Below are 19315 nucleotides of genomic sequence, written 5' to 3'. Positions count from 1 at the left end.
AGAATTCTATCAAGAACGCTTTGTGCATCCCGGACTTTTGGCGGTCGATTTGTGATAAAATATTGCAGGTCTTCTTCCAATGACCTCAAGTTGGTTTTTTGAATAACAAAACCTTCCTGAATTCCCGGATAAACGGCATGGATGACCGAGCGTCAAGGACAACATGCCAAGATAGAGCAGCGTGCCATAGGGAGCGTTTTTTTTACGCTCGGTCGCATAGTCGAGCCGCGTGCAAAGAGATGATCGACCGGGGAGAGCAAATCAAAGCGGAAAAAACATGAACCACTTAAGGTAGCGCTACTTAAAATAATATCAATTGATCAATCTATCTTTTTACAATTTTACACTGGTAAAAGTAGCTTGCCATGTGTAATTTATAGACATCATTTCAATAAAACACATTAATCGACTGCAATCATCACGCTCGAAGCCTTGATCATCGCATAGGCTTCCTTGCCGACCTCAAGTCTGAGATTTTTTACAGAATTGATTGTAATGATTGACACAATGTTCTGCCCCCCCGACAACTCAAGCTCAACTTCGGCATTTACCGCACCTAACGTAATCTTTGATACCTTTCCCTTTAATAAATTTCTGGCGCTGAGTTTCATAAATCATCCTCCTTTTGATTGTTTAATTCAGTTGATTATTCCGGGAAGTATTTGTTAAATGTCTCCTGGAGCTTTTCTTCGGCCTCCCGGCAAAATGCTTCGTATCGCTCAAGCAAATTCCTCCCAACGACGGTGAGTTCAGACCCGCCGCCGGAAGTTCCTCCAGCTCTTCGCTCAATCAATGAAAAGCCGAGCCGGCTTTCGACATCGTGCAGCAAATTCCAGGCCTTTCGGTAAGAAATACCCATCTCCTTCGCCCCCTGATGGAGCGAACCGGTTTTCTCAATACTTCTCAGGAGGTTGCACGGCCCTTTCCCAAAGGCCTTTCCACCATGGTCAAGCCATAGTTTATATAACAGTTTCATCCCGCCTCCAACCCGCTTTTGTCCAAAACGGTCTTAAAAGGAAATGGCTCAATTTGAGATTGAATAGTAGTCTCCCTGCAAAGCATGGCTTAATTGCAATGAAAAAACAATAGCCTTAAAAAATAAAACTTAATTTCAAGGTACAATATACAAGCCCGTTTAGTCAACCGATTACTGGAGTAGCATGCAGTAATTGTTGAACCATAATAGCGAGCGTGGATTTCCAGCTGCTTGCAGCGAAAAATTTTCAAAAATATTAAAAAAAACTGTTGACAAAGCGTTATGCACGTATATACATATCGTATACGCAATCTATAACCTCTGAAAAGGCGTTTACAAACGTTATTTTATTTATATATGTTCTCATCGAGATGAGGAAAATACCGGTTTGTTAAGGGGGTTTGAATAAGTGACAAAGAGGAGGAAAATTGTGGAAAAACCTATGAGTGACAGCTATAAACTTCACATTGACGGCCAATGGGTAGCTGCCGGTGACGGCAAGACTTTCAAGACCTATTGTCCTGCAAACGGAGAACTTCTCGCCACTTGTGCTGATGCAAGCAGGGAGGATGTTGATAAAGCGGTGCAGGCCGCCTGGAAAGCATGGGATAGCTGGAAAAAAGTCAGCCCCCGGGAGCGCTCCGCATTATTGCTGAAAATCGCCGACCTTATTGACGCCAATGCCGGAAAACTCGCCCTCATTGACACCATGGATAATGGCAAGCCGATACGGGAAACAACTGCCATCGATGTGCCCCTTGCTTCGGCTTTCGCTACTTTGCAGGCGCCATTAGAGCTGATGAGGGTCAGGCAGTATGACGGCAAAAATATCAATCAATGGTTGGAGGCAAATAAGGATCGGATAGAGGTCTTCTATCTTCGTTTCTATCCACCGGCATTAAACCACAAAGAAAACAGGTACAGAATGGCCGGTTAAAGATGTTTTCCTCCTGCTTATAATCCTTCAACTACAATTCTTACCGCTTCCTTTCTGAACTCCTTTTCAAAAAACAGTTGACAAAACGTTATGTATATTTCTATATAGCGCATATGCATTTTATAAAATATTTATGACAATTATAAACGTCATAATATATGCGTTTCTTATGGAGGAAAGATGGAGATCAACGCCAGGGAATTCGATGACATAGCCCGCATAATGTTCAAGCCGATCTATCCGGTTATTGCCGATCAAATTCTTGACTACACCAACATTACCGAAGGATGCTGCTTGGATATCGGTTGCGGCGGGGGTTATCTGGGTATTGAATTGGCCAGGGCAAGCAATCTGGCAATTTGCTTTTTAGACCAATCCAGAGACATGCTCGAAATTGTAAAGCGTAACATTGCGGATAACGAGCTTCAGGGGCGAGGAGAAACTATTCTGGCCAACGTCGAGAAAATCCCTCTGCCTGACAGTTCTGTGAATCTGGCCGTCAGCCGCGGGTCTGTCTTTTTTTGGGACGATCTTGTACAGGCATTCAGGGAAATATATCGGGTGCTTGCTCCTGGCGGTATGACATATATCGGCGGTGGTTTTGGATCAGCCGGCTTGAAAGAAGAAATAAACAGCCGATGGCGGAACAATCATAAAGGCAGGGCTGAGTGGCAAAAGATGGCCAGGCGCAATCTCGGGCCGGACACACCCCGGAAATTCGGTCAAGCCTTAAAGGACGCCGCTATTCCCAACTATGAATTAGTACACAGCGAGGAGAGAGGGCTATGGATCGTCATACGCAAAGAGAGCTGAATCCGCTGATTTGCACCATTTGTGAACGCGGCTGCCTGCTGGGCCAAGGGAAAGCCGGAGCTTGCGGTTTATATGAGCGACGGGACGGCCAAATTACCGAAATACTCTCGGATCACTATTTGGCGGTTTGCCCCATCTCCATTGAGACTATGCCCATGCTGCACTATTTTCCGGGCAACAAGTTTTTGCAGATCAGCACTACAGGTTGTAATTTTGATTGTCCCGGATGCATTTCCACGGTCATCGTGCGGGAAATGCCGCGCCACAGCAAGGCCCTGTCGCATTTGAGCCCTGACCAGGTTGTTAAAAAGGCAACCTCTTCCGGATGTATGGGCATTGCGTTTCTGATGAATGATCCGCTGGCCTCGCTTCCGACCTTTCTCCGGGTCGCCACTCTGGCCGGAACCCGGGGCCTTAAAGTTGGTTGTGCCTCCAATGCCTATTTTACGGCCCAGACGCTGGAAAGCCTCTTGCCTGTTCTGGATTTTATTAACATTGGTTTGAAAGGGTTTTCAGACGAATCCTACCGGGCATGCGGCGCAACAGCCGGAATGGCGCCTGTGTTCAGGAACCTTGCCTGCCTGGTAGATGCCGGCGTTCATGTGGAACTATCGGTAATTTACAGCCGGGATAAAAAGCAGGAATTGAGTGATCTGGCTCAGCGCATTGCCGACATTTCGCCGCGCATTCCACTGCAATTGATGCGCTTCATTCCCTTTGAGGATGCCGGTATGGCCCAGGAACCGAGTATCCGCGAGGCCGAGGATTTTTGCCGTCAACTGCGCAGCCGTCTTAAACATGTGTACCTGTTCAACACGCCGGGCACGCAATACCTCAATACGGTATGCCCCGGTTGTGGTAAAGAAGCCATCCGCCGCGAGTTCTATGGCCCAATGGGCGCTAAATTGCTTGCCAATCTGCCGGCTGAGGCCACCGAAGTCAGGTGTGACTTTTGTGATAAGTTACTTGATATAACCGGCTCAATGGCAACGGAGATCCACCAGGAGGATGATTTCCAGGGTGGTTACCCTTTTACACGGGCGCTGGAAATGGTTGAAGCCATGCTCATTGCCATGGGTGTTCGCCAACAAAAATATGTTGTTCGGGCGTGGGAGCATCTGCTTAGCCGAAATGGCCTGAAAACGCTGCATCGCAGCGTCCAGCAACCTCTATCCTATATTGAAACTGTGCGTTATTTTGGCAGATTGATTGGTACAGAGATACAGACCGAAGACCTTGCGTGTTTTCTTGAAGCAAAGCTGCAAAACGTGTCCGAAACATTAAAGGGGGTGAAGCACCGGCCCCGTGTTTACTATGCCATGGCCAAGCCGCTGTTTTATATCAATGGCGGGCGTATGGAAAATCAGCTTGTGGAGTTTGCCGGGGGCATCAGTCTCAACAAGCAATTGCCTCCAGGTGGGAGACCAGGTCGCAGCCTCAGCGTTGAGCGGTTAAATGAGCTGAATCCCGATATAATTTTTATTTCAGCTTTTTTATCCAACTCAGTAGATGATTTCCTGGCCGAATGTATAGAGCTGGGGATTGAGGTTAATGCAGTTAAACAAAGACAAATCCTCGTTCATCCCGCTCCCGGATGGGATTTCGGCAGCCCCCGATGGATTCTTGGTTTGCTATATATGGCCCAGGCCCTTCACCCGGAGCGCTGTTCATATGATGTGATTGCTGAAGCACAGGCCTTTTACCAGCGCTTCTACGGCATAGATTTTTCTTCCGAGAACATAAACCGTTCTTTTTCCAAGCCTTCCGCCAATTGGCACTGGCAAGGCAAGAGGGAGCAAACTGCGATGTCATCATCAAAGAATACCCGGGACAGATTTACTTTTGCAAGAAAGCTAAACTACAAATAATGAAATTAGGAGGTTAAGAAATCGTATGAGTTCATCACTGAAAATTATCATTATATTATGACTGGCATTCATAGTCATCATGGTGACTAACCTTAAGGCGGAGGAAAAAACTCAAACAACAAATGTCTTCACCCTCGGCGAAATCGAGGTAAAAGACAGCTCTGAGGTCAGTAAAAACATCACCGTAGAAAAGCTTTATAGCGATGAAATCCGCGACTTCGGCAGGAATAATGTGGCCCAGGCCTTGAATTTGCTGCCCGGTGTCACTATGTCCCAAACAGGGGCCAGAAACGAGCAGACAATATTTGTGAGAGGATTTGATATCAGGCGAGTTCCGCTTTTTTTAGACGGCATTCCTATCTATGTGCCCTATGACGGCTACCCGGACTTCGGTCGATTCACAACCTACGATGTATCGGAGATTGTTGTTTCGAAAGGCTTCACTTCAGTTCTTTATGGACCTAATACGGAAGGCGGAGCCATCAATATGGTGTCAAGAAGACCACAGAAAGCCTTTGAAGGAGATGCAGGTGCGGGGTATGGTACGGGCGGCACATATAACGGATACATTAATCTCGGCAGTAATCAGAAAACATGGTATCTCCAGGGCGGGGCATCATATATCAATAGCGATTATTTCGTTCTTTCCGACGACTTTGATCCGTCAAAAGCGCTTTACAAGACTGAAAACGGCGGCAAGCGTGACAATTCCTATTACCATGACGGCAAATACAACTTGAAACTGGGTTTCACCCCTGCGGAAGGCCACGAGTACGCCTTAAGTTACATTGAGCAGCATGGGGTAAAGGGCAACCCTGTTTATACGGGGTATGATTCAAGCGTTACACCCAGATATTGGATATGGCCGTATTGGGACAAAAAAAGCTGGTATCTGACGACAAACACGCCTTTAGGAAAGGATTTTTATTTAAAAACCCGCCTTTACTACGACAAGTACAAAAATTCCCTCTGGTCATATGATGACGCTACCTATTCCACGATGAAAAAGAAATCATCGTTTGCCAGCGATTACGATGACCACTCACGGGGTTTCTCTGTGGAAGCCGGTACAACGTTGATTCCGATAAATAACATCAAAGCGGCTTTCCATTACAAACAGGATTATCACAAGGAACACAATATCCCAGCTCCCTATCAGAATTTCAAAGATGATATCATGTCCGTCGGCCTTGAAGATACTGTGCAGATTACTGACAAACTTTATTCCATCCTTGGCATCAGTTACGACAGCATCAAGACCATTGAGGCGGAAGACAGCTTCAACTCAACAACCGGAACATTCGGATACTATCCTAAAGGCAGCGCACATGCCGTTAATCCCCAGATCGGTTTTCTCCACAACCTCACCGATTCCGCTAAAATCTATGCCACTGTGGCAGACAAGAGCAGACTGCCGACCATTAAAGACAAGTATTCTTACAGAATGGGAACGGCCCTGCCCAATCCGGACCTAAAATCCGAAAAATCGACAAACTACGAAATAGGTTACCAGGATACCTTCTTAAAGAAGATTGCCGTCAAAACCGATCTTTTCTATGCCGACGTGACGGATATGATCCTTTTGGTAAAGGTTCCCGACCCGAGTAACCCCGGTAAGACAATCAATCAGAATCAGAACATCAGCAACGTGAAGCGCACGGGCGCGGAGCTGGAAATCACAGTTCCGGTCATGGACAAGCTCGAAAGCGGCTTCAACTATTCCTATATTTTCAACGACAACAGAACAAACAGGGACAAGATAACGGATGTTCCGAGGAACAAGCTTTTTGCCTATGTGCGCTACATGCCGCTTACGCAACTGAGCCTGCTTGGAGACATTGAATACAATTCGGACCGTTTCAGCTCAACCGATGGTGTTGAGAGGGTCGGGTCATTTGCCGTTACAAATTTTCGCGCTACCTATGAGATTATAAAGGGTGTGAAGATAGAAGGAGGCGTGCTGAACATCTTCGACAGAAACTATGCCCTGTCGGAAGGGTATCCTATGGCGGGAAGAAGCTATTTCGCTAACATGCGTTACAGTTTTTAGACTTGGTAAACTCATGAAGAAGGAACTCCTGCTTTCGTTTATTATTCACTTTGTGGTGCTTGGCGCTGCCGTAGTTTTCGGCAGTCAGGTTGACAAAAAGCCCGCTGAGCCCGTTGTTGTTTTTTTGAGTGTTCAGATGCCGGGCGGGAGTGGACAAAGTGAAGGAGGCGGCATAAAAAACAACGACTTTCAAATAGAAAAAAGGACGCCTTCGCACAGCAGCAAGAGAACAAAGGCCGTAAAAAGTGTCGTAACCAAAAAAGCAATAAGCATTGAGAATAAAACGGCAGACAGCGTCAAACCGCAAACTGCATCTTCAGATATGACATCTATGTATTACGCTTCATCGGCGCCATCCGTGTCAAACGGTATCCCTGCTGAAACAAGCTTCGTCGGAGGCGGTTCAGGAGAACCGGGGAATGGCGGGGCAGGCTTTGGTCCGGGAGGATCAGGTGGCGGCGGGTTCGGCTTCGGTTCCGGCGGCCATGGCGGCAGTGGAGGTGGCACAGGCGCAGGACATGGCACCGGCTCGGGCGATGCCAATATTCTTTCCGAAAAATATCTTGCGGAAAATTACGCCTATATCCGGGATCTTATCATGAAAAATCTCAAATACCCGCAAATGGCAAAAAAATTTGGATGGAAAGGAAAAGTCGTTGTGTCGTTTCTGATTAAAGAGAATGGCAGTGTCGAAAATTCAAAAATTATCGCCGGTTCAGGCTATGAAGTGCTCGATAAAAACGTGCTCTCAGTTATCAAAGAGGCGCAGCCTTTCCCAAAGCCGCCTGTGAAAGCGGAACTCGTAATCCCTGTTACATACAAACTGGAGTAAAAATAAGGAAATATGCATATGACTACAGACAATCTGGATTTGGCAAAATGCCTCGAGGAAGCAAAAGAATTTCACGGAGACCTTTGTGCCGGGATTACCCTCGGTACAAGAATGGCCATTCTGGGGCTTAAGGCAATCGGCATTGCCGACCCTAAGGGTGAGGACAGAAAGGATCTCATCGTTTTTGTTGAAACGGACAGATGCGCAACCGATGCCATTCTGGCAACGACAGGCTGCCATCCGGGCAAACGGACCATGAAAATTCTCGATTATGGCAAGATGGCCGCCACTTTTATAAACCTGAAAACCGGCAAGGCCGTGCGTGTTAACGTAAAAAATAAAGATGGCGACAGGGTACAGACCCGCGAAGAGATCGAACAAAATCCACATACGGACGAATATGTTATGATGCCCGCCAAAGAGCTCTTTAACGTTGTTGAGGTCTCCGTGAGTCTGAAACCGGAAGATTTGCCGGGCAGGCCTATTCACATTGTTACCTGCTCTTTATGCGGAGAAAGGATCATGGATATAAGGGAAATCCTTAAGGATGGAAACATTCTTTGTAAACCATGTGCAAGTAATACTTTTTATTATACTCCACTGCACTCTGTAGCGCAGCAAAATTTGTAAAGGATCTCGCCTACAGGGCATACTACATGATCGATATTCAAACGATAGACTGGAATGAAGTATGGAAAGAAAAAAAGGCGACGCGCTCTTCTCCTGTCCGCGACTCTACAATTTGGAATAAGCGAGCGCCCTCTTTTGCCGAGAATTCAGCGAAAACAGTGTATGCCGAGGCATTCGTAAAAATCGTCAATCCGAAGCAAAGCTGGACCGTTTTTGATATGGGCTGCGGAGCCGGAACCCTTGCCACCCCTTTTGCAAAGCTTTGCAAGGCAGTCACGGCCGCCGATTTTTCCGACACGATGCTCGATATTCTCCGGAAACAGTGCGACAAATTGAAAATCTCCAATGTCAAAACTATCAAAGCAAGCTGGGAGGATGACTGGAGCGGAGCGGGGATAGAACTCCACGATGTGGCCATTGCATCCCGTTCACTTGTCGTGGATGATCTTCGCTCAGCCATCATGAAAGTGAACGGTATTGCAAGAAAGCGCGTTTATATATCAACCATCGTGGATGACGGGCCCTATGACCGACAAGTGTTTGATGCCATTGGCAGGGAACTGAATATGGGGCCCGACTACATATACAATTATAATCTCTTATATCAGATGGGAATCAGGGCCAATATCGATTTTATTACAGAGAAAAACAGAATCTACAAAAACTGCTACCAACTGGTGGAATCCATGCAATGGATGCTTGGTGATATGACCCTTGAGGAAGAGGAAAAATTTAACGACCACCTGGACAAACATCTCGTTTGTAAAGCAGGATGGTGGATGTTGGATTACGAAAAAGAGACCAGGTGGGCAGTAATCTGGTGGGATAAGAATTAGTAGCAATTAATTTTTATATTGGAAGCAGCTATTGCTGAGTATTGGAAAGGAAGAAACATATGAAATACCATCTCATGAAATTGGTCGGCATGAGTTTAGCTATAGCAGGTTTAATTTTCGGATCGTATGCAGTAGTAACAGCCGCGGAACCTGAAAACAGTCAAACACCGCCACATCAATTAGAGCCGATAACTGTGTATGGTAAGGCCACCGACACTGGCGATGCTTTTGTAGCGCCGTTTGACGTGTCAGCTCCGTCAAACCAGGAGAGCTATACAAAAAAAAGCATCGAAACGTTTGGCAGGCAAGGCAATATCAACGTTTTTAAGATAACAGAGATGTCGCCGTCGGTCAACTACACCGCTGTCGATGCTCTCGGCACCAACGAAAACGGGTTTCACGACTCTCTCCGGATAAGAGGCAAAAAACAGACGGGTCCGGGGGGCGTCAAGTCGTATGACGGCGTACCGATTAGCGGTAATCCCGGCGGCGGAAAAACGATATTTGATATGGAAAATATCGAAAGTGTGGATTTGTATAAAGGCTATATCCCTGTGGATAAGGGACTGGGTTTTTCCAATCTTGCCGGCAAGGTGGATATGAATATCAGAAGACCTGAACATGTATTTGGCGCCGATCTGTCCCAGACAATCGGAAGCGATAATTTCTATAGAAGTTTTTTGCGTCTTGACACGGGTGATATCGGCAACGTATCTGCTTTTGGTTCGTTTTCCTATACGACAAGCGATAAATACAAAGGTGAAGGTGATCTTGAACGCACCAATAGTACTTTGGGTTTTGTGCTCAAGCCAAGCGACAAAATTAAAGCAGAGCTTTTTGTCTCACACAATAGAGATGACCACCACAACTACTACAACCTGACGTATGCCGAAACAAAGCATCTGGGACAAAACTTTTATAAAGATTTTAACACCGATAGAACAAGCGCAAATTACTACGACTATAACAAGCAAAACTTTGAAGATACGGCTATTCTTGCAAACATAGAGGGAGCGCTGTCTTCGGACTCCAAAATTTCTTTCAAGCCTTATTATCTGAATGACAACGGCCAATATTCGTATGCATCGGGAACAAATGTCATCAAGTGGGATATAGACCATGAGGTGTACGGTGCGGTCTTGAAATATGAAAAAAGCTTTTCAAAAGAGCTGAACGCAAAACTGGGGTATTGGGCGCACAGGCAGCAGCCTCCCGGACCTCCGGAGGATCAAAAGAAATACACAGTTGGCGCAAACGGTCTGAAGTATGCCGGATATGCGGTTCTTGCCGACAACGACTATCATGAGTTTAACTCACCGTTCACTGAAGTAAGCGGTCAGATGGGCAATTTCGTATATTCCGCAGGGGTCAGATATTTGAACTTTAAGTTGGGGGAGCTAAAAAGCTACACCAATGGCACAAATGCCGCCACAAGCCAGGACTACGATACGGCTATCTCAAACGGCACACTGGACACATGGGCCAGCGTAAATGCAAAATATTTCAGAGAGTGGCTGCCGAGCCTTTATCTTGGCTACAACCTGAGCAATAAGGCGACAATCTATGTTGATTATACGAGAACATACGGCCTGGATGTCAATCTCTTTCCAACTTATGTACAACAGAGGTCAAGTTTTGTTTCAAAAGGCGTAACGCTCCAAAGCCTGTGGGACAAGTTAGATCTGGAGACGGCGGATAATTTTGACGTTGGGGTCAAATATAAAATCGGCGATATATGCCTGAACCCAAATGCCTTTGTCTCTGTTGTCAAAAACAAACAGGCAAGAATTTATGATTCTTCATATAATGTCACGTATCCATACAACGGAGCGGATGCTTTGGGGTATGGCGCCGAGATAGCAGCCAGTGGCGCGCTTTCAAAAGATTTGGACTTTTTGGTGGGGCTGTCTTACAACAAGTACTACTTTACGGATGATTTGAAAACAGGCTCTAATAGTACTATCTCATCAAGCGGCAACCAGGTACCGGATGCGCCGATGTATATGGCAAAAGCTGCTTTATCCTATAATATAGAAGGCTTTATGCTCACACCATCCGTTAAATACATGTCTGCAAGATACGGGGATGTGCTGCATAACGAAAAAATAAGCGCATCCACAATCGTGGATTTTGATATTTCATACGTGATAGAAAAAGTGCTTGGAGCAAAATCCGTAGAATTTCGCATTACCGCCACAAACCTGTTTAACCAAAAATACATCTCCGCAATAAATACGGCAGATGACGCTTTGGCTGCTACAAATACTGCGGCAACTTACCAGACCGGCGCGCCTTTTGGGATGTATGCCAATGTTAATTTCAAGTTTTAGAAATAAAAAGGAGGAAGATAGTATGATGGAAGGCATATGTAAAAGAGTACTATCCTTCGTACTCATACTCGGAGTATTTCTCATATCTCAAAAAGTTCTTGCGCAAGAGGAAACGGAACAAAAAACCCCGCAGGAGATTGAACAAAATAAGGATCAGAAGAGCCCGTATAACCTTGAAGAGATTAAGGTGACCGACAAGAAAGCAGGAGAATCGGTAACAAGCCCTTACTCGGTAGCAGAAAGCAGCAAGCTCCAGACCGAGGTTATCACCCGGGAAGAGATCGAGGCTCTCCACCCTCAGACCGTGTGGGATGTAATCGAACAGGTCCCAGGCATGGAGGTTACCTATCAGGGACGGCAACACCTGGATTTTTCCAATATGAGGGGAACAGGGAGCTACGGTTTGATCCTGGACGGCGTGTATGTTTCCCAGACAGACAGGATTCTTGCAACCCTTCCCGTTGACGCCATCGAGTCCATAACTATTGTGAGGGATGCCACGGCCCTTACCCTTGGCCCTCTCACCAACTTTGGTTCGGGCACCGGCTCATCCAACCAGGGATTTGTTGTTATCAAGACAAAACGGGCATCAAAGCTCGAAGGTGGTCTGGCGGCAAGCTACGGGAGTTTCCACACGGAGAAGGAACACCTCTATCAGGGAGCAAAAATCGGCAATTTCGATTACCGCATAGCAGGGACATATTATAACTCCGATGGCAAAACGGACTGGTACAACGGAAGCCGTAACAGCTCGCTCCTTTTCCGGGGCGGATATACGGGATCGGCCTTTAATGGTGATATACTCTTCTATACGAGCACGGGTATGAGAGAATTTCAGCGGGGTGAGATCCTGATACCGACTACCTTAAAGAGCGGCGCCCTTGACTGGTCGAAGGTAGGGACTCTCGACAGCGCAAAGTGGAAGATAGACCCTATTAACTCCGATATGTTTGCCGTTAACCTCAGCAGACCCTGGAACGATGCCCAGACAACAACATTCAGCTACGCCTATAACAGTCTCCAGGTAACCAGCATACAGGCCAGTTTCGCCAATAGCTCGGTGACCGAGAGCGACCAAAATAGCCGCGGCCAAAGCGCCGGCATCAGACATATCATCAATTGGCACGGCAATGTCCTCAAGATGGGAGGCCAGTGGCTTGGATATATTTGTCCCAACGGGCAGGCTCCCAACATCGGCAAAAGGGTTGATGAAGACATGTATAGCCTCTATGCCCAGGACGAATACCACATGCTCAATGACAAACTGACCGTTGACGCCGGAATCAGGGCGGATAAGAAACATTACGACAACAGCCCCGTAACGGGTCTTGCAATAGATGAGCGGGCAAAGGAAACTTACACTTATGCCCTCGGCGCTTCATACAAGTTGAGCCGCATAATTACTCTTACCGGACGATACGCCTATTCGGAAAACGACCTCTCCGGCAATCAGGTAAGCGCGAGCGGCTCGACCCTGCCCGCCGAAAAACGATCGAGGTACGAGGGCGGTATCCTTGCCAATTTTTACTCTTTCTTTAACCCCTGGGTCACGCTTTACTACTATAACACAAAGGATCAAAAGGTGAGTTCCACAGGCATTGATCCCACCACAGGCAAACCCGCCTCCTCTTATATCGATCCTGCCACAGGGGATGAGATCGACTTCGTTACAACCTCTGACGTTCGCACCAAGGGGGTGGAATGCGGCATATCCGGGCAGATACTGAAGCCTCTCACCTACCGTCTCCAGTACAGTTATATCACGACGGACAACCACAACACCAATGTCAGTATAGCCCATAAACTGGCAAGCGGCCTGATAACCTACCGGTATAAGAATTTTGACGCCAATCTCAGTGCCCGGTATGTAAGTCCGCACAACCTTTCTACGTCACCCATGGGGACTATTTACTATGAGCTGGGAGACTACACGAGAGTTGACGCCAATGTGGCCTACAACTGTAAAATGTTCGGCAGGGATACGCGGATTACCGTCTATGGCAGGAACCTGGGCGATAGCCACTACGCCACCCGTTATGTAACGGGCGCCTACTACGACCCGGGCCGTCAGTATGGTATAGAGCTGTCATACAGCTTCTTTTAAGATAAAGGAGACGACATAATGTTTAATCAAAAGAGCATACAACTTATTGTAGCCGTTGCCGTATTTCTTGCATTTAATGTTTGTGTGAGAAACATAGCGGAGGCGGCGACGATTACTGATATGGCGGGGCGCACAGTAACTATACCTGATACTGTACGAAAGGTATATGCGCCCTCGCCTTACGGTTCATATATCATGTATTCCGTTGATCCGTCAATATTGGCAGGACTCATCTTTCCCATAAGAGATGAAGATAAAAAATACTTCCCCAAAGAAACGCAGAACCTGCCGGTTATCGGGTCTCTTTTTGGACAGGGCCAGACCGCCAATACCGAAGTGCTGTTAAAAACGAATCCTGACCTTTTAATTATGTGGTCGGCAAAAAGGTCCGCTATCAACGAAAAGACTGAGGAATCTCTGAAAAAACTGAATGTTCCCTTTGTCTATGCCGTTGCCGAAAGCCTCTCTGATTATCCCGATGTTTACCTCTTTCTGGGCAAAGTCCTCAAGAGAGAGGAGCGGACAAAACAACTGAGCGCATACTGCAAAAAAACACTAGATGAAATCAAGGTTACAGTAAACAAAATTCCTGCAGAAAAAAGACCGTCCGTCTATTACGCGGAAGGGATGGACGGTCTCAGCACGGAATGCAACGACTCGATTCATGTGGAGCTCCTTGAGCTTGCCGGCGATAAGAATGTGCATCGCTGCCATACTTCAAATCATAAGGGGTTTGAAAAGGTTTCTTTGGAACAGGTTATACTCTATAACCCCGATATCATTGTAGCGCAGGAAAAGGTCTTCTTCGATAAGGTATTTAATGATCCGGCATGGCAGAATGTCAAGGCGGTAAAGGATGGGCGCGTCTATCTTATTCCCAGACACCCCTTCAACTGGTTTGACCGTCCCCCCTCATTTATGCGCATTATGGGTCTTAAATGGCTGGCCAATATACTCTATCCAAAAGAATACAAGATAGACATGGTTAAAGATGCCAGAGATTTCTACCGCTTGTTTCTCTGCGTAGAGTTATCGAACGATGAGATGAAACGGGCGATTTATCCATGAAACGCAACCTGCTTTTCCCGCTGCTGTCGCTCATTCTCGTTCTAATAGCGGCTTTTTCGATGACTCTCGGTAAATACCCGCTTGCGCTCAGTGATATTACAGGTTTCTTTCTTTTTAAGATATTCGGCGTCGGTAGCATAGAACCTGAAAGGTACAGCTTATTGGGAAATCTTCTCCTCGATATCCGTATGCCGCGCATTTTTGCAGCCATATTAATCGGCGCATCCCTATCAGTGGCTGGAACATCCTTTCAGGCCATGTTCGTAAATCCTCTTGTATCCCCTTCCCTTCTCGGCGTACTTGCAGGTGCTTCATTTGGAGCGGCGCTGGGCATGGTCTTCTTTAAAAGCTGGATCGCAGTGCAGATTTCCACCTTCCTGTTCGGCTTTATCGCTGTTCTTATCTCAGTCGGCATCGCCAGGATGCACAAAGGCAATACCATCTTGCTTCTTGTTCTCGGCGGAGTTATCAGCGGCGCTCTTTTCACTTCTCTTTTATCGATCATCAAGTACATTGCTGATCCTTATAACCAGCTGCCCGCCATTGTTCAGTGGCTTATGGGCGGATTGTCACTTGTTGACAGAAAAATACTGCTGGCCGCCGGTATTCCTCAGGTGGTGAGCATTATTCTCATTACCCTTTTTTCCGGTTATCTCAATGCGCTGAGTATGGGCGACGAAGAAGCGCGGGCGCTTGGCATCCCCGTTGAGTGGGTGCGGATGCTGCTTATATTCCTTGCCACGCTCATGAGCGCGCTAACGGTTGTTCTGGCAGGGATGATCGGTTGGGTGGGCCTTATCATTCCCCATATTACCCGGATGCTTGTGGGTCCCAACAACAAAGTGCTTGTTCCGGCAAGCGCTCTTATCGGGGCTATTTATCTTGTTGTTGTAGATGATGTTTCGCGCATGCTTTTCAATGTGGAAATCCCCATCGGGATCACCACATCGCTTATCGGTATCCCGTTTTTTGCCGTAATTCTGAAAAAAGCGAGGCACGGATGGAACTGAAGCCACATATAGCCGTCAAAAACGTTTCATTCGGATACACCGGTAAATTGGTTCTTGAGAACATTAACCTCCATATCAACGCGGGGGAGATCGTCACACTGCTGGGGCCTAACGGATGCGGCAAGAGCACTCTTATCAAGATAATCATCGGCCTGTTGCGTCCTGTCCACGGAAGCGTCTTTCTAAACGGCAACGACATCACTGGTCTCAGTTCAAAAACAATTGCCAGGCAAATCGCTTATGTCCCGCAAATCCACAGAAGTTCTTTTCCATACTCTGTAACTGATATTGTTCTCATGGGAAGGATACCTCATAAAACGTTTTTCTATCGTTATTCAGATGATGATATGGCCATTGCTCAGGACGCCCTGGGAAGGCTTTCCATATCGCACCTTTCTGAGCGACCCTATACGGAACTCTCAGGCGGAGAGAGACAGCTTGCAATTATTGCCCGCGCTATCGCACAGGGGGCAAAAACACTCATTATGGACGAACCGGCAAGTGGCCTTGACTACGGGAACCAGTTGCGCCTTTTGGAACAGATCATCAATCTTTCCCGCACCGGCTACACCTTCATCAAATCAACGCACTCACCGGAACATGCCCTATGGGTTGCTGATCGCGCCATCATGATCAAGGGCGGCGCCGTTGTCGCCGATGGGAAATGCGACGATATAGTCAACAGCGAAAACCTTTTCCATCTTTACAATGTAAAGGTTGATGTAATGAGGGTCAATGGCTCCTTCTGTGTCTGCGCCCCTCAGGCAATGTGCAGGTGTTCTCCCGGTGAGAAAGAACAACAAAACAAGTGCTCAACGTCATCAGCGCCTGCATGACGGTAACGGCATTGATAAAGGAGATTAAATATGGATTGGCTTCATTATGCGATTGATTACGGGGTTATCGGCATACTTATCCTCATGAGCATTGTGGCTTTGGCCGTGGCGTTTGAGAGAAGGAAGTTCTATAGCAAAATTGATATTACCGCCTTTGCCGACAAAAAGACTCTCGAACTGGAACTGACGAAAAGGCTTCATTTCATCGCCACAGTTGGAAGCAACGCCCCCTACCTGGGCCTGCTTGGAACGGTTCTCGGAATCATGCTTACCTTCTCGAACATCGGAAAACAGGGATTGGCCGACACGGGCCAGATAATGACCGGCCTTGCCCTTGCCCTCAAATCCACGGCAGTAGGCCTGGTCGTGGCCATACCTGCTATGGTGCTCTATAATTTTCTGCTCAGAGCGGTTAAGGAACGGATGTTGAAGTGGGAGGCGCGGTATGAAAGATAATGGGTTTGATTATATGAACGTTATCCCCCTGGTTGATGTGATGCTCGTGCTACTTACCATAGTGCTCATGACCTCAACTTTTGTGGCAAGGGGCGCCATACCGGTCCAATTGCCGAAGGCCTCCCGCCAACAGGATCGGACGTCTCTCAAAACGGTGACGATCACCATCGACAAGAGCGGAGCTGTCTATCTGGAATCTGTTCCCGTAACCCTTGCCGCTATTGCAACGCAGCTCAAGCCCCTTCCCAGGGATACAACAGTTATGGTGAAGGTTGACCGGGCTATTACGGTTCAGCGCTGCGTGGATATTTTCGATCTTCTCGCAGTTACCGGTTTTACAAAAGTAGCGCTCCAGACGGAACGGGGGAGGTAAGGAACATTAAAAATAAAGGAAAGGAGATGAAATAGTGGAAAACCGGACTGTAATTAATAGCGAGCCAGGCGATGGGAATGGCGGAAGTCCTTCTAATGTCCGGGGGCGCGATTTTTGGGAAGGACGGGCGAAGGAATTCTCCCAATATGCCGTATCAACAGGATACCCCAACAAATTTCTGAGACTCATGAGCATCCGGCCCGACTGGACCGTTCTCGATATGGCCTGCGGTGGCGGCACTCTCGCTGTTCCCCTTGCACCATTTGTAAAAAAATAACAGCGGTGGACTTTTCTGAAAATATGCTCTCCATTGTCAGGAGCCGCTGTGAGGAGAAGGGTATCACAAATGTCAGCACCATCCATGGCCGGTGGGAAGACGACTGGGTATCTCTTGGAATAGGACAGTATGATATAGCTATCGCCTCCCGCTCCCTCATCGGAGACAATACGCAAAGTCTCATTGAGAAGCTAAACAACGTGGCTTCCCGGCAGGTGTATATCTCAGTGGCATCGGGAGACGGCCCGGCAGATTTACGGCTTCTTGAGGCTGCCGGAAGGTCTTTTCCCATGGGGCACGACTACATCTGGTACTGCAATCTTCTCTACGACATGGGGATCAGGGCGCAGGTGGCCTTCATAAGAGAGGATCATCCAAATGTCTGGGACAGCCATGAAGCGGCTTTTGAGGAGCAGCTATGGATGTTCCGTGATCGTGATATTACGGAAGAAGAGGAATCTGTCCGGTCTTACCTAAAAGAGCATCTCAGCCTGATCGGCGGCCGCTGGCAGCTTCCCTATGAAAGACGGTGGTATTGGGCGGTGATGTGGTGGACAAAAAAAGGAGGGGGCGAAAAATGATGCGCAAAGGACATAATGACAATGGGGCTAAGTCAAAGATTGGGATTGTAATTATAACGCTGCTGTTTCTCGTTTTAAGCTGCACCGGCTCTGCAAATGCGCGGGAAATCACCGACATGTTCGGGAAGAAAGTTTCGGTGGCCGATCGCCCGCAAAAGGTTTACAGTACCTTTCCGCCTGTAACCTGTATGCTGTACGCCATTGATCCTGGAATGCTGGCAGGTCTCAATTTTCCGGTAAAGGAGGAACAGAAGAGATACCTGCGCAAAAGTATGCAGGAATTGCCGATTCTTGGTGGTTGGTTTGGGCAGGGACAAGTGCCGAACCTTGAGATGATCTTAAAGATCAATCCCGAAATCATTGTAGCATCCAAAAACAAGTTTTCCATGAATGACAAAATCGACAAGACCTTAAAGACGATGCCCATGCCAGTAATTAACGTAACGCTGAACACTCTTTCGGATTATCCGGAAGCGTTTCTCTACCTTGGCCGCATGCTTGGCCGTGAGGCGCGCGCTGAGGAACTAGCAGCTTACGCCGGCAAAACACTTTCGGAAATGGCCGCTCTCGCAGCCTCAGTGCCCGCTCAGAAAAAGGTTTCGGTCTATTATGCCGAAGGCATAGATGGCTTGAGCACGGAGTGCGATACGTCATGGCACGCAGAACTTATCAGCCTTGCAGGAGGACAAAATGTTCACCGCTGTCAGATAGGCAGCCTCTACGGAATGGAGAAGGTCAATCTCGAACAGATCATTCTTTACAACCCTGATGTCATTCTTGTCATGGAACCTGCCTTTTATCGGACCGTCTTTTCAGACCCTAAATGGCAGCGAGTTAAAGCCGTGCAAAACAAAAGGGTCTATCTTATTCCTCGCGAGCCCTTCAACTGGTTCGACCGTCCGCCGTCATTCATGTGCTTTGTTGGGGTAAAATGGGTCGCACGTCTCCTATATCCGGACCGTTACAAGGTTGATATTGTAAAAGAGAGTCAACAGTTTTTCAGGCTCTTTCTTGGCATGGATGTATCAAACGACGTTATGAAACGGGTTATTTATCAGTAATTAAAATAACAAATGGAAGGTGGAAAATGAGAAAGAAAATTTTAGTATTTCTGTTGGTTTTATTATCACTAGTATAACGTTTCAAATAAATCGTATTAGTTTATAATGCCTTCACTACTAAAACCTTTATAGTGGAGGTAATCATGTCCAGAAAAAGCCAGAGAGCAAAACTTATTTTAACCGGTGAACAAAAAGATTCGCTTATCAAAATGTCCCACTCAAGAACACTACCTTTGCAAGAGGTCCAAAGATCCAAAATATTGTTGAAATACGTCGA

At 47.1% G+C, this 19315-nt stretch carries 19 protein-coding genes; 16 read left to right on the top strand and 3 right to left on the bottom strand.

Going from position 1 to position 19315, the window contains the following annotated elements; all coding sequences use genetic code 11:
* Positions 1-401: 401 nt before the first annotated feature.
* Together VXK47_RS16545 and VXK47_RS16540 are read right to left on the bottom strand one after the other, a co-directional pair.
* The gene (locus tag VXK47_RS16545; RefSeq protein WP_435549888.1) at positions 402-611 is read right to left on the bottom strand and encodes a TOBE domain-containing protein; all 210 of its coding nucleotides are present in this window, start codon (positions 609-611) and stop codon (positions 402-404) included.
* Positions 612-646: 35 nt separating this feature from the next.
* On the bottom strand, positions 647-976 hold the full coding sequence (locus tag VXK47_RS16540) for a winged helix-turn-helix domain-containing protein (protein WP_435549887.1): 330 nt from the start codon (positions 974-976) through the stop codon (positions 647-649).
* A 430-nt stretch (positions 977-1406) separates the two neighbouring features.
* Between VXK47_RS16540 and VXK47_RS16535 the strand changes: the two genes are divergently transcribed.
* The 11 genes from VXK47_RS16535 to VXK47_RS16485 all read left to right on the top strand — a co-directional run bounded on the left by VXK47_RS16535 (position 1407) and on the right by VXK47_RS16485 (position 15454).
* Positions 1407-1913 carry an aldehyde dehydrogenase family protein gene (locus VXK47_RS16535; protein WP_435549886.1) on the top strand — a complete coding sequence of 169 codons (507 nt, stop codon included), beginning with the start codon at positions 1407-1409 and terminating at the stop codon, positions 1911-1913.
* A 180-nt stretch (positions 1914-2093) separates the two neighbouring features.
* Positions 2094-2726, top strand: coding sequence for a class I SAM-dependent methyltransferase (locus VXK47_RS16530; protein WP_435549885.1), 633 nt, complete (start codon positions 2094-2096; stop codon positions 2724-2726).
* Complete coding sequence (locus VXK47_RS16525) at positions 2699-4594, top strand: radical SAM protein (protein WP_435549884.1); 1896 nt, start codon at positions 2699-2701, stop codon at positions 4592-4594. The genes VXK47_RS16530 and VXK47_RS16525 overlap by 28 nt, the downstream gene beginning before the upstream one ends.
* A gap of 79 nt (positions 4595-4673) precedes the next feature.
* Positions 4674-6644, top strand: coding sequence for a TonB-dependent receptor plug domain-containing protein (locus VXK47_RS16520; RefSeq protein WP_435549883.1), 1971 nt, complete (start codon positions 4674-4676; stop codon positions 6642-6644).
* A 13-nt stretch (positions 6645-6657) separates the two neighbouring features.
* Positions 6658-7476 (top strand): energy transducer TonB, encoded by an 819-nt coding sequence (locus VXK47_RS16515; protein WP_435549882.1) that lies wholly within the window; start codon positions 6658-6660, stop codon positions 7474-7476.
* Between the two features lie 18 nt (positions 7477-7494).
* Entirely contained in the window at positions 7495-8106 is a 612-nt protein-coding gene (locus tag VXK47_RS16510; RefSeq protein ID WP_435549881.1) for an FmdE family protein, read from the top strand.
* A gap of 26 nt (positions 8107-8132) precedes the next feature.
* Entirely contained in the window at positions 8133-8942 is an 810-nt protein-coding gene (locus VXK47_RS16505; RefSeq protein ID WP_435549880.1) for a class I SAM-dependent methyltransferase, read from the top strand.
* Positions 8943-9001: 59 nt separating this feature from the next.
* Entirely contained in the window at positions 9002-11272 is a 2271-nt protein-coding gene (locus VXK47_RS16500; RefSeq protein ID WP_435549879.1) for a TonB-dependent receptor, read from the top strand.
* 22 nt (positions 11273-11294) lie between these two features.
* Positions 11295-13376 (top strand): TonB-dependent receptor, encoded by a 2082-nt coding sequence (locus VXK47_RS16495; RefSeq protein WP_435549878.1) that lies wholly within the window; start codon positions 11295-11297, stop codon positions 13374-13376.
* An 18-nt stretch (positions 13377-13394) separates the two neighbouring features.
* Complete coding sequence (locus VXK47_RS16490) at positions 13395-14444, top strand: ABC transporter substrate-binding protein (RefSeq protein ID WP_435549877.1); 1050 nt, start codon at positions 13395-13397, stop codon at positions 14442-14444.
* On the top strand, positions 14441-15454 hold the full coding sequence (locus VXK47_RS16485) for a FecCD family ABC transporter permease (protein ID WP_435549876.1): 1014 nt from the start codon (positions 14441-14443) through the stop codon (positions 15452-15454). The genes VXK47_RS16490 and VXK47_RS16485 overlap by 4 nt, the downstream gene beginning before the upstream one ends.
* Before the next feature lie 26 nt (positions 15455-15480).
* Here VXK47_RS16485 and VXK47_RS16480 read toward each other — a convergent pair whose 3' ends face one another.
* Positions 15481-15624, bottom strand: coding sequence for a hypothetical protein (locus VXK47_RS16480; protein ID WP_435549890.1), 144 nt, complete (start codon positions 15622-15624; stop codon positions 15481-15483).
* Here VXK47_RS16480 and VXK47_RS16475 point away from each other — a divergent pair.
* The 5 genes from VXK47_RS16475 (at position 15556) to VXK47_RS16455 (ending at position 19038) form a co-directional block, all read left to right on the top strand.
* The gene (locus tag VXK47_RS16475; RefSeq protein WP_435549889.1) at positions 15556-16290 is read left to right on the top strand and encodes an ABC transporter ATP-binding protein; all 735 of its coding nucleotides are present in this window, start codon (positions 15556-15558) and stop codon (positions 16288-16290) included. The two genes, VXK47_RS16480 and VXK47_RS16475, sit on opposite strands and share 69 nt — an antisense overlap.
* A gap of 30 nt (positions 16291-16320) precedes the next feature.
* Positions 16321-16746 carry a TonB-system energizer ExbB gene (exbB, locus tag VXK47_RS16470; protein WP_435549875.1) on the top strand — a complete coding sequence of 142 codons (426 nt, stop codon included), beginning with the start codon at positions 16321-16323 and terminating at the stop codon, positions 16744-16746.
* On the top strand, positions 16736-17119 hold the full coding sequence (locus VXK47_RS16465) for an ExbD/TolR family protein (protein WP_435549874.1): 384 nt from the start codon (positions 16736-16738) through the stop codon (positions 17117-17119). The genes exbB and VXK47_RS16465 overlap by 11 nt, the downstream gene beginning before the upstream one ends.
* Positions 17120-17233: 114 nt before the next feature.
* Positions 17234-17977 carry a hypothetical protein gene (locus VXK47_RS16460; RefSeq protein ID WP_435549873.1) on the top strand — a complete coding sequence of 248 codons (744 nt, stop codon included), beginning with the start codon at positions 17234-17236 and terminating at the stop codon, positions 17975-17977.
* Positions 17974-19038 carry an ABC transporter substrate-binding protein gene (locus VXK47_RS16455; RefSeq protein ID WP_435549872.1) on the top strand — a complete coding sequence of 355 codons (1065 nt, stop codon included), beginning with the start codon at positions 17974-17976 and terminating at the stop codon, positions 19036-19038. Before VXK47_RS16460 ends, VXK47_RS16455 begins: the two co-directional genes overlap by 4 nt.
* Positions 19039-19315: the final 277 nt, after the last annotated feature.

This window comes from Desulfobacterium sp. N47, assembly GCF_051233685.1.
In the GTDB taxonomy this organism is placed as follows: domain Bacteria; phylum Desulfobacterota; class Desulfobacteria; order Desulfobacterales; family RPRI01; genus RPRI01.
This window is presented reverse-complemented; position numbering and strand designations above follow the sequence as displayed.

Excerpts from the sequence above, each read along its gene's own strand:
- VXK47_RS16545 (WP_435549888.1), bottom strand. The coding sequence starts at position 611 with ATGAAACTCAGCGCCAGAAATTTATTAAAGGGAAAGGTATCAAAGATT.
- VXK47_RS16540 (WP_435549887.1), bottom strand. The coding sequence starts at position 976 with ATGAAACTGTTATATAAACTATGGCTTGACCATGGTGGAAAGGCCTTT.
- VXK47_RS16530 (WP_435549885.1), top strand. The coding sequence starts at position 2,094 with ATGGAGATCAACGCCAGGGAATTCGATGACATAGCCCGCATAATGTTC.
- VXK47_RS16525 (WP_435549884.1), top strand. The coding sequence starts at position 2,699 with ATGGATCGTCATACGCAAAGAGAGCTGAATCCGCTGATTTGCACCATT.
- VXK47_RS16520 (WP_435549883.1), top strand. The coding sequence starts at position 4,674 with ATGGTGACTAACCTTAAGGCGGAGGAAAAAACTCAAACAACAAATGTC.
- VXK47_RS16515 (WP_435549882.1), top strand. The coding sequence starts at position 6,658 with ATGAAGAAGGAACTCCTGCTTTCGTTTATTATTCACTTTGTGGTGCTT.
- VXK47_RS16510 (WP_435549881.1), top strand. The coding sequence starts at position 7,495 with ATGACTACAGACAATCTGGATTTGGCAAAATGCCTCGAGGAAGCAAAA.
- VXK47_RS16505 (WP_435549880.1), top strand. The coding sequence starts at position 8,133 with ATGATCGATATTCAAACGATAGACTGGAATGAAGTATGGAAAGAAAAA.
- VXK47_RS16500 (WP_435549879.1), top strand. The coding sequence starts at position 9,002 with ATGAAATACCATCTCATGAAATTGGTCGGCATGAGTTTAGCTATAGCA.
- VXK47_RS16495 (WP_435549878.1), top strand. The coding sequence starts at position 11,295 with ATGATGGAAGGCATATGTAAAAGAGTACTATCCTTCGTACTCATACTC.
- VXK47_RS16490 (WP_435549877.1), top strand. The coding sequence starts at position 13,395 with ATGTTTAATCAAAAGAGCATACAACTTATTGTAGCCGTTGCCGTATTT.
- VXK47_RS16485 (WP_435549876.1), top strand. The coding sequence starts at position 14,441 with ATGAAACGCAACCTGCTTTTCCCGCTGCTGTCGCTCATTCTCGTTCTA.
- exbB (WP_435549875.1), top strand. The coding sequence starts at position 16,321 with ATGGATTGGCTTCATTATGCGATTGATTACGGGGTTATCGGCATACTT.
- VXK47_RS16465 (WP_435549874.1), top strand. The coding sequence starts at position 16,736 with ATGAAAGATAATGGGTTTGATTATATGAACGTTATCCCCCTGGTTGAT.
- VXK47_RS16455 (WP_435549872.1), top strand. The coding sequence starts at position 17,974 with ATGATGCGCAAAGGACATAATGACAATGGGGCTAAGTCAAAGATTGGG.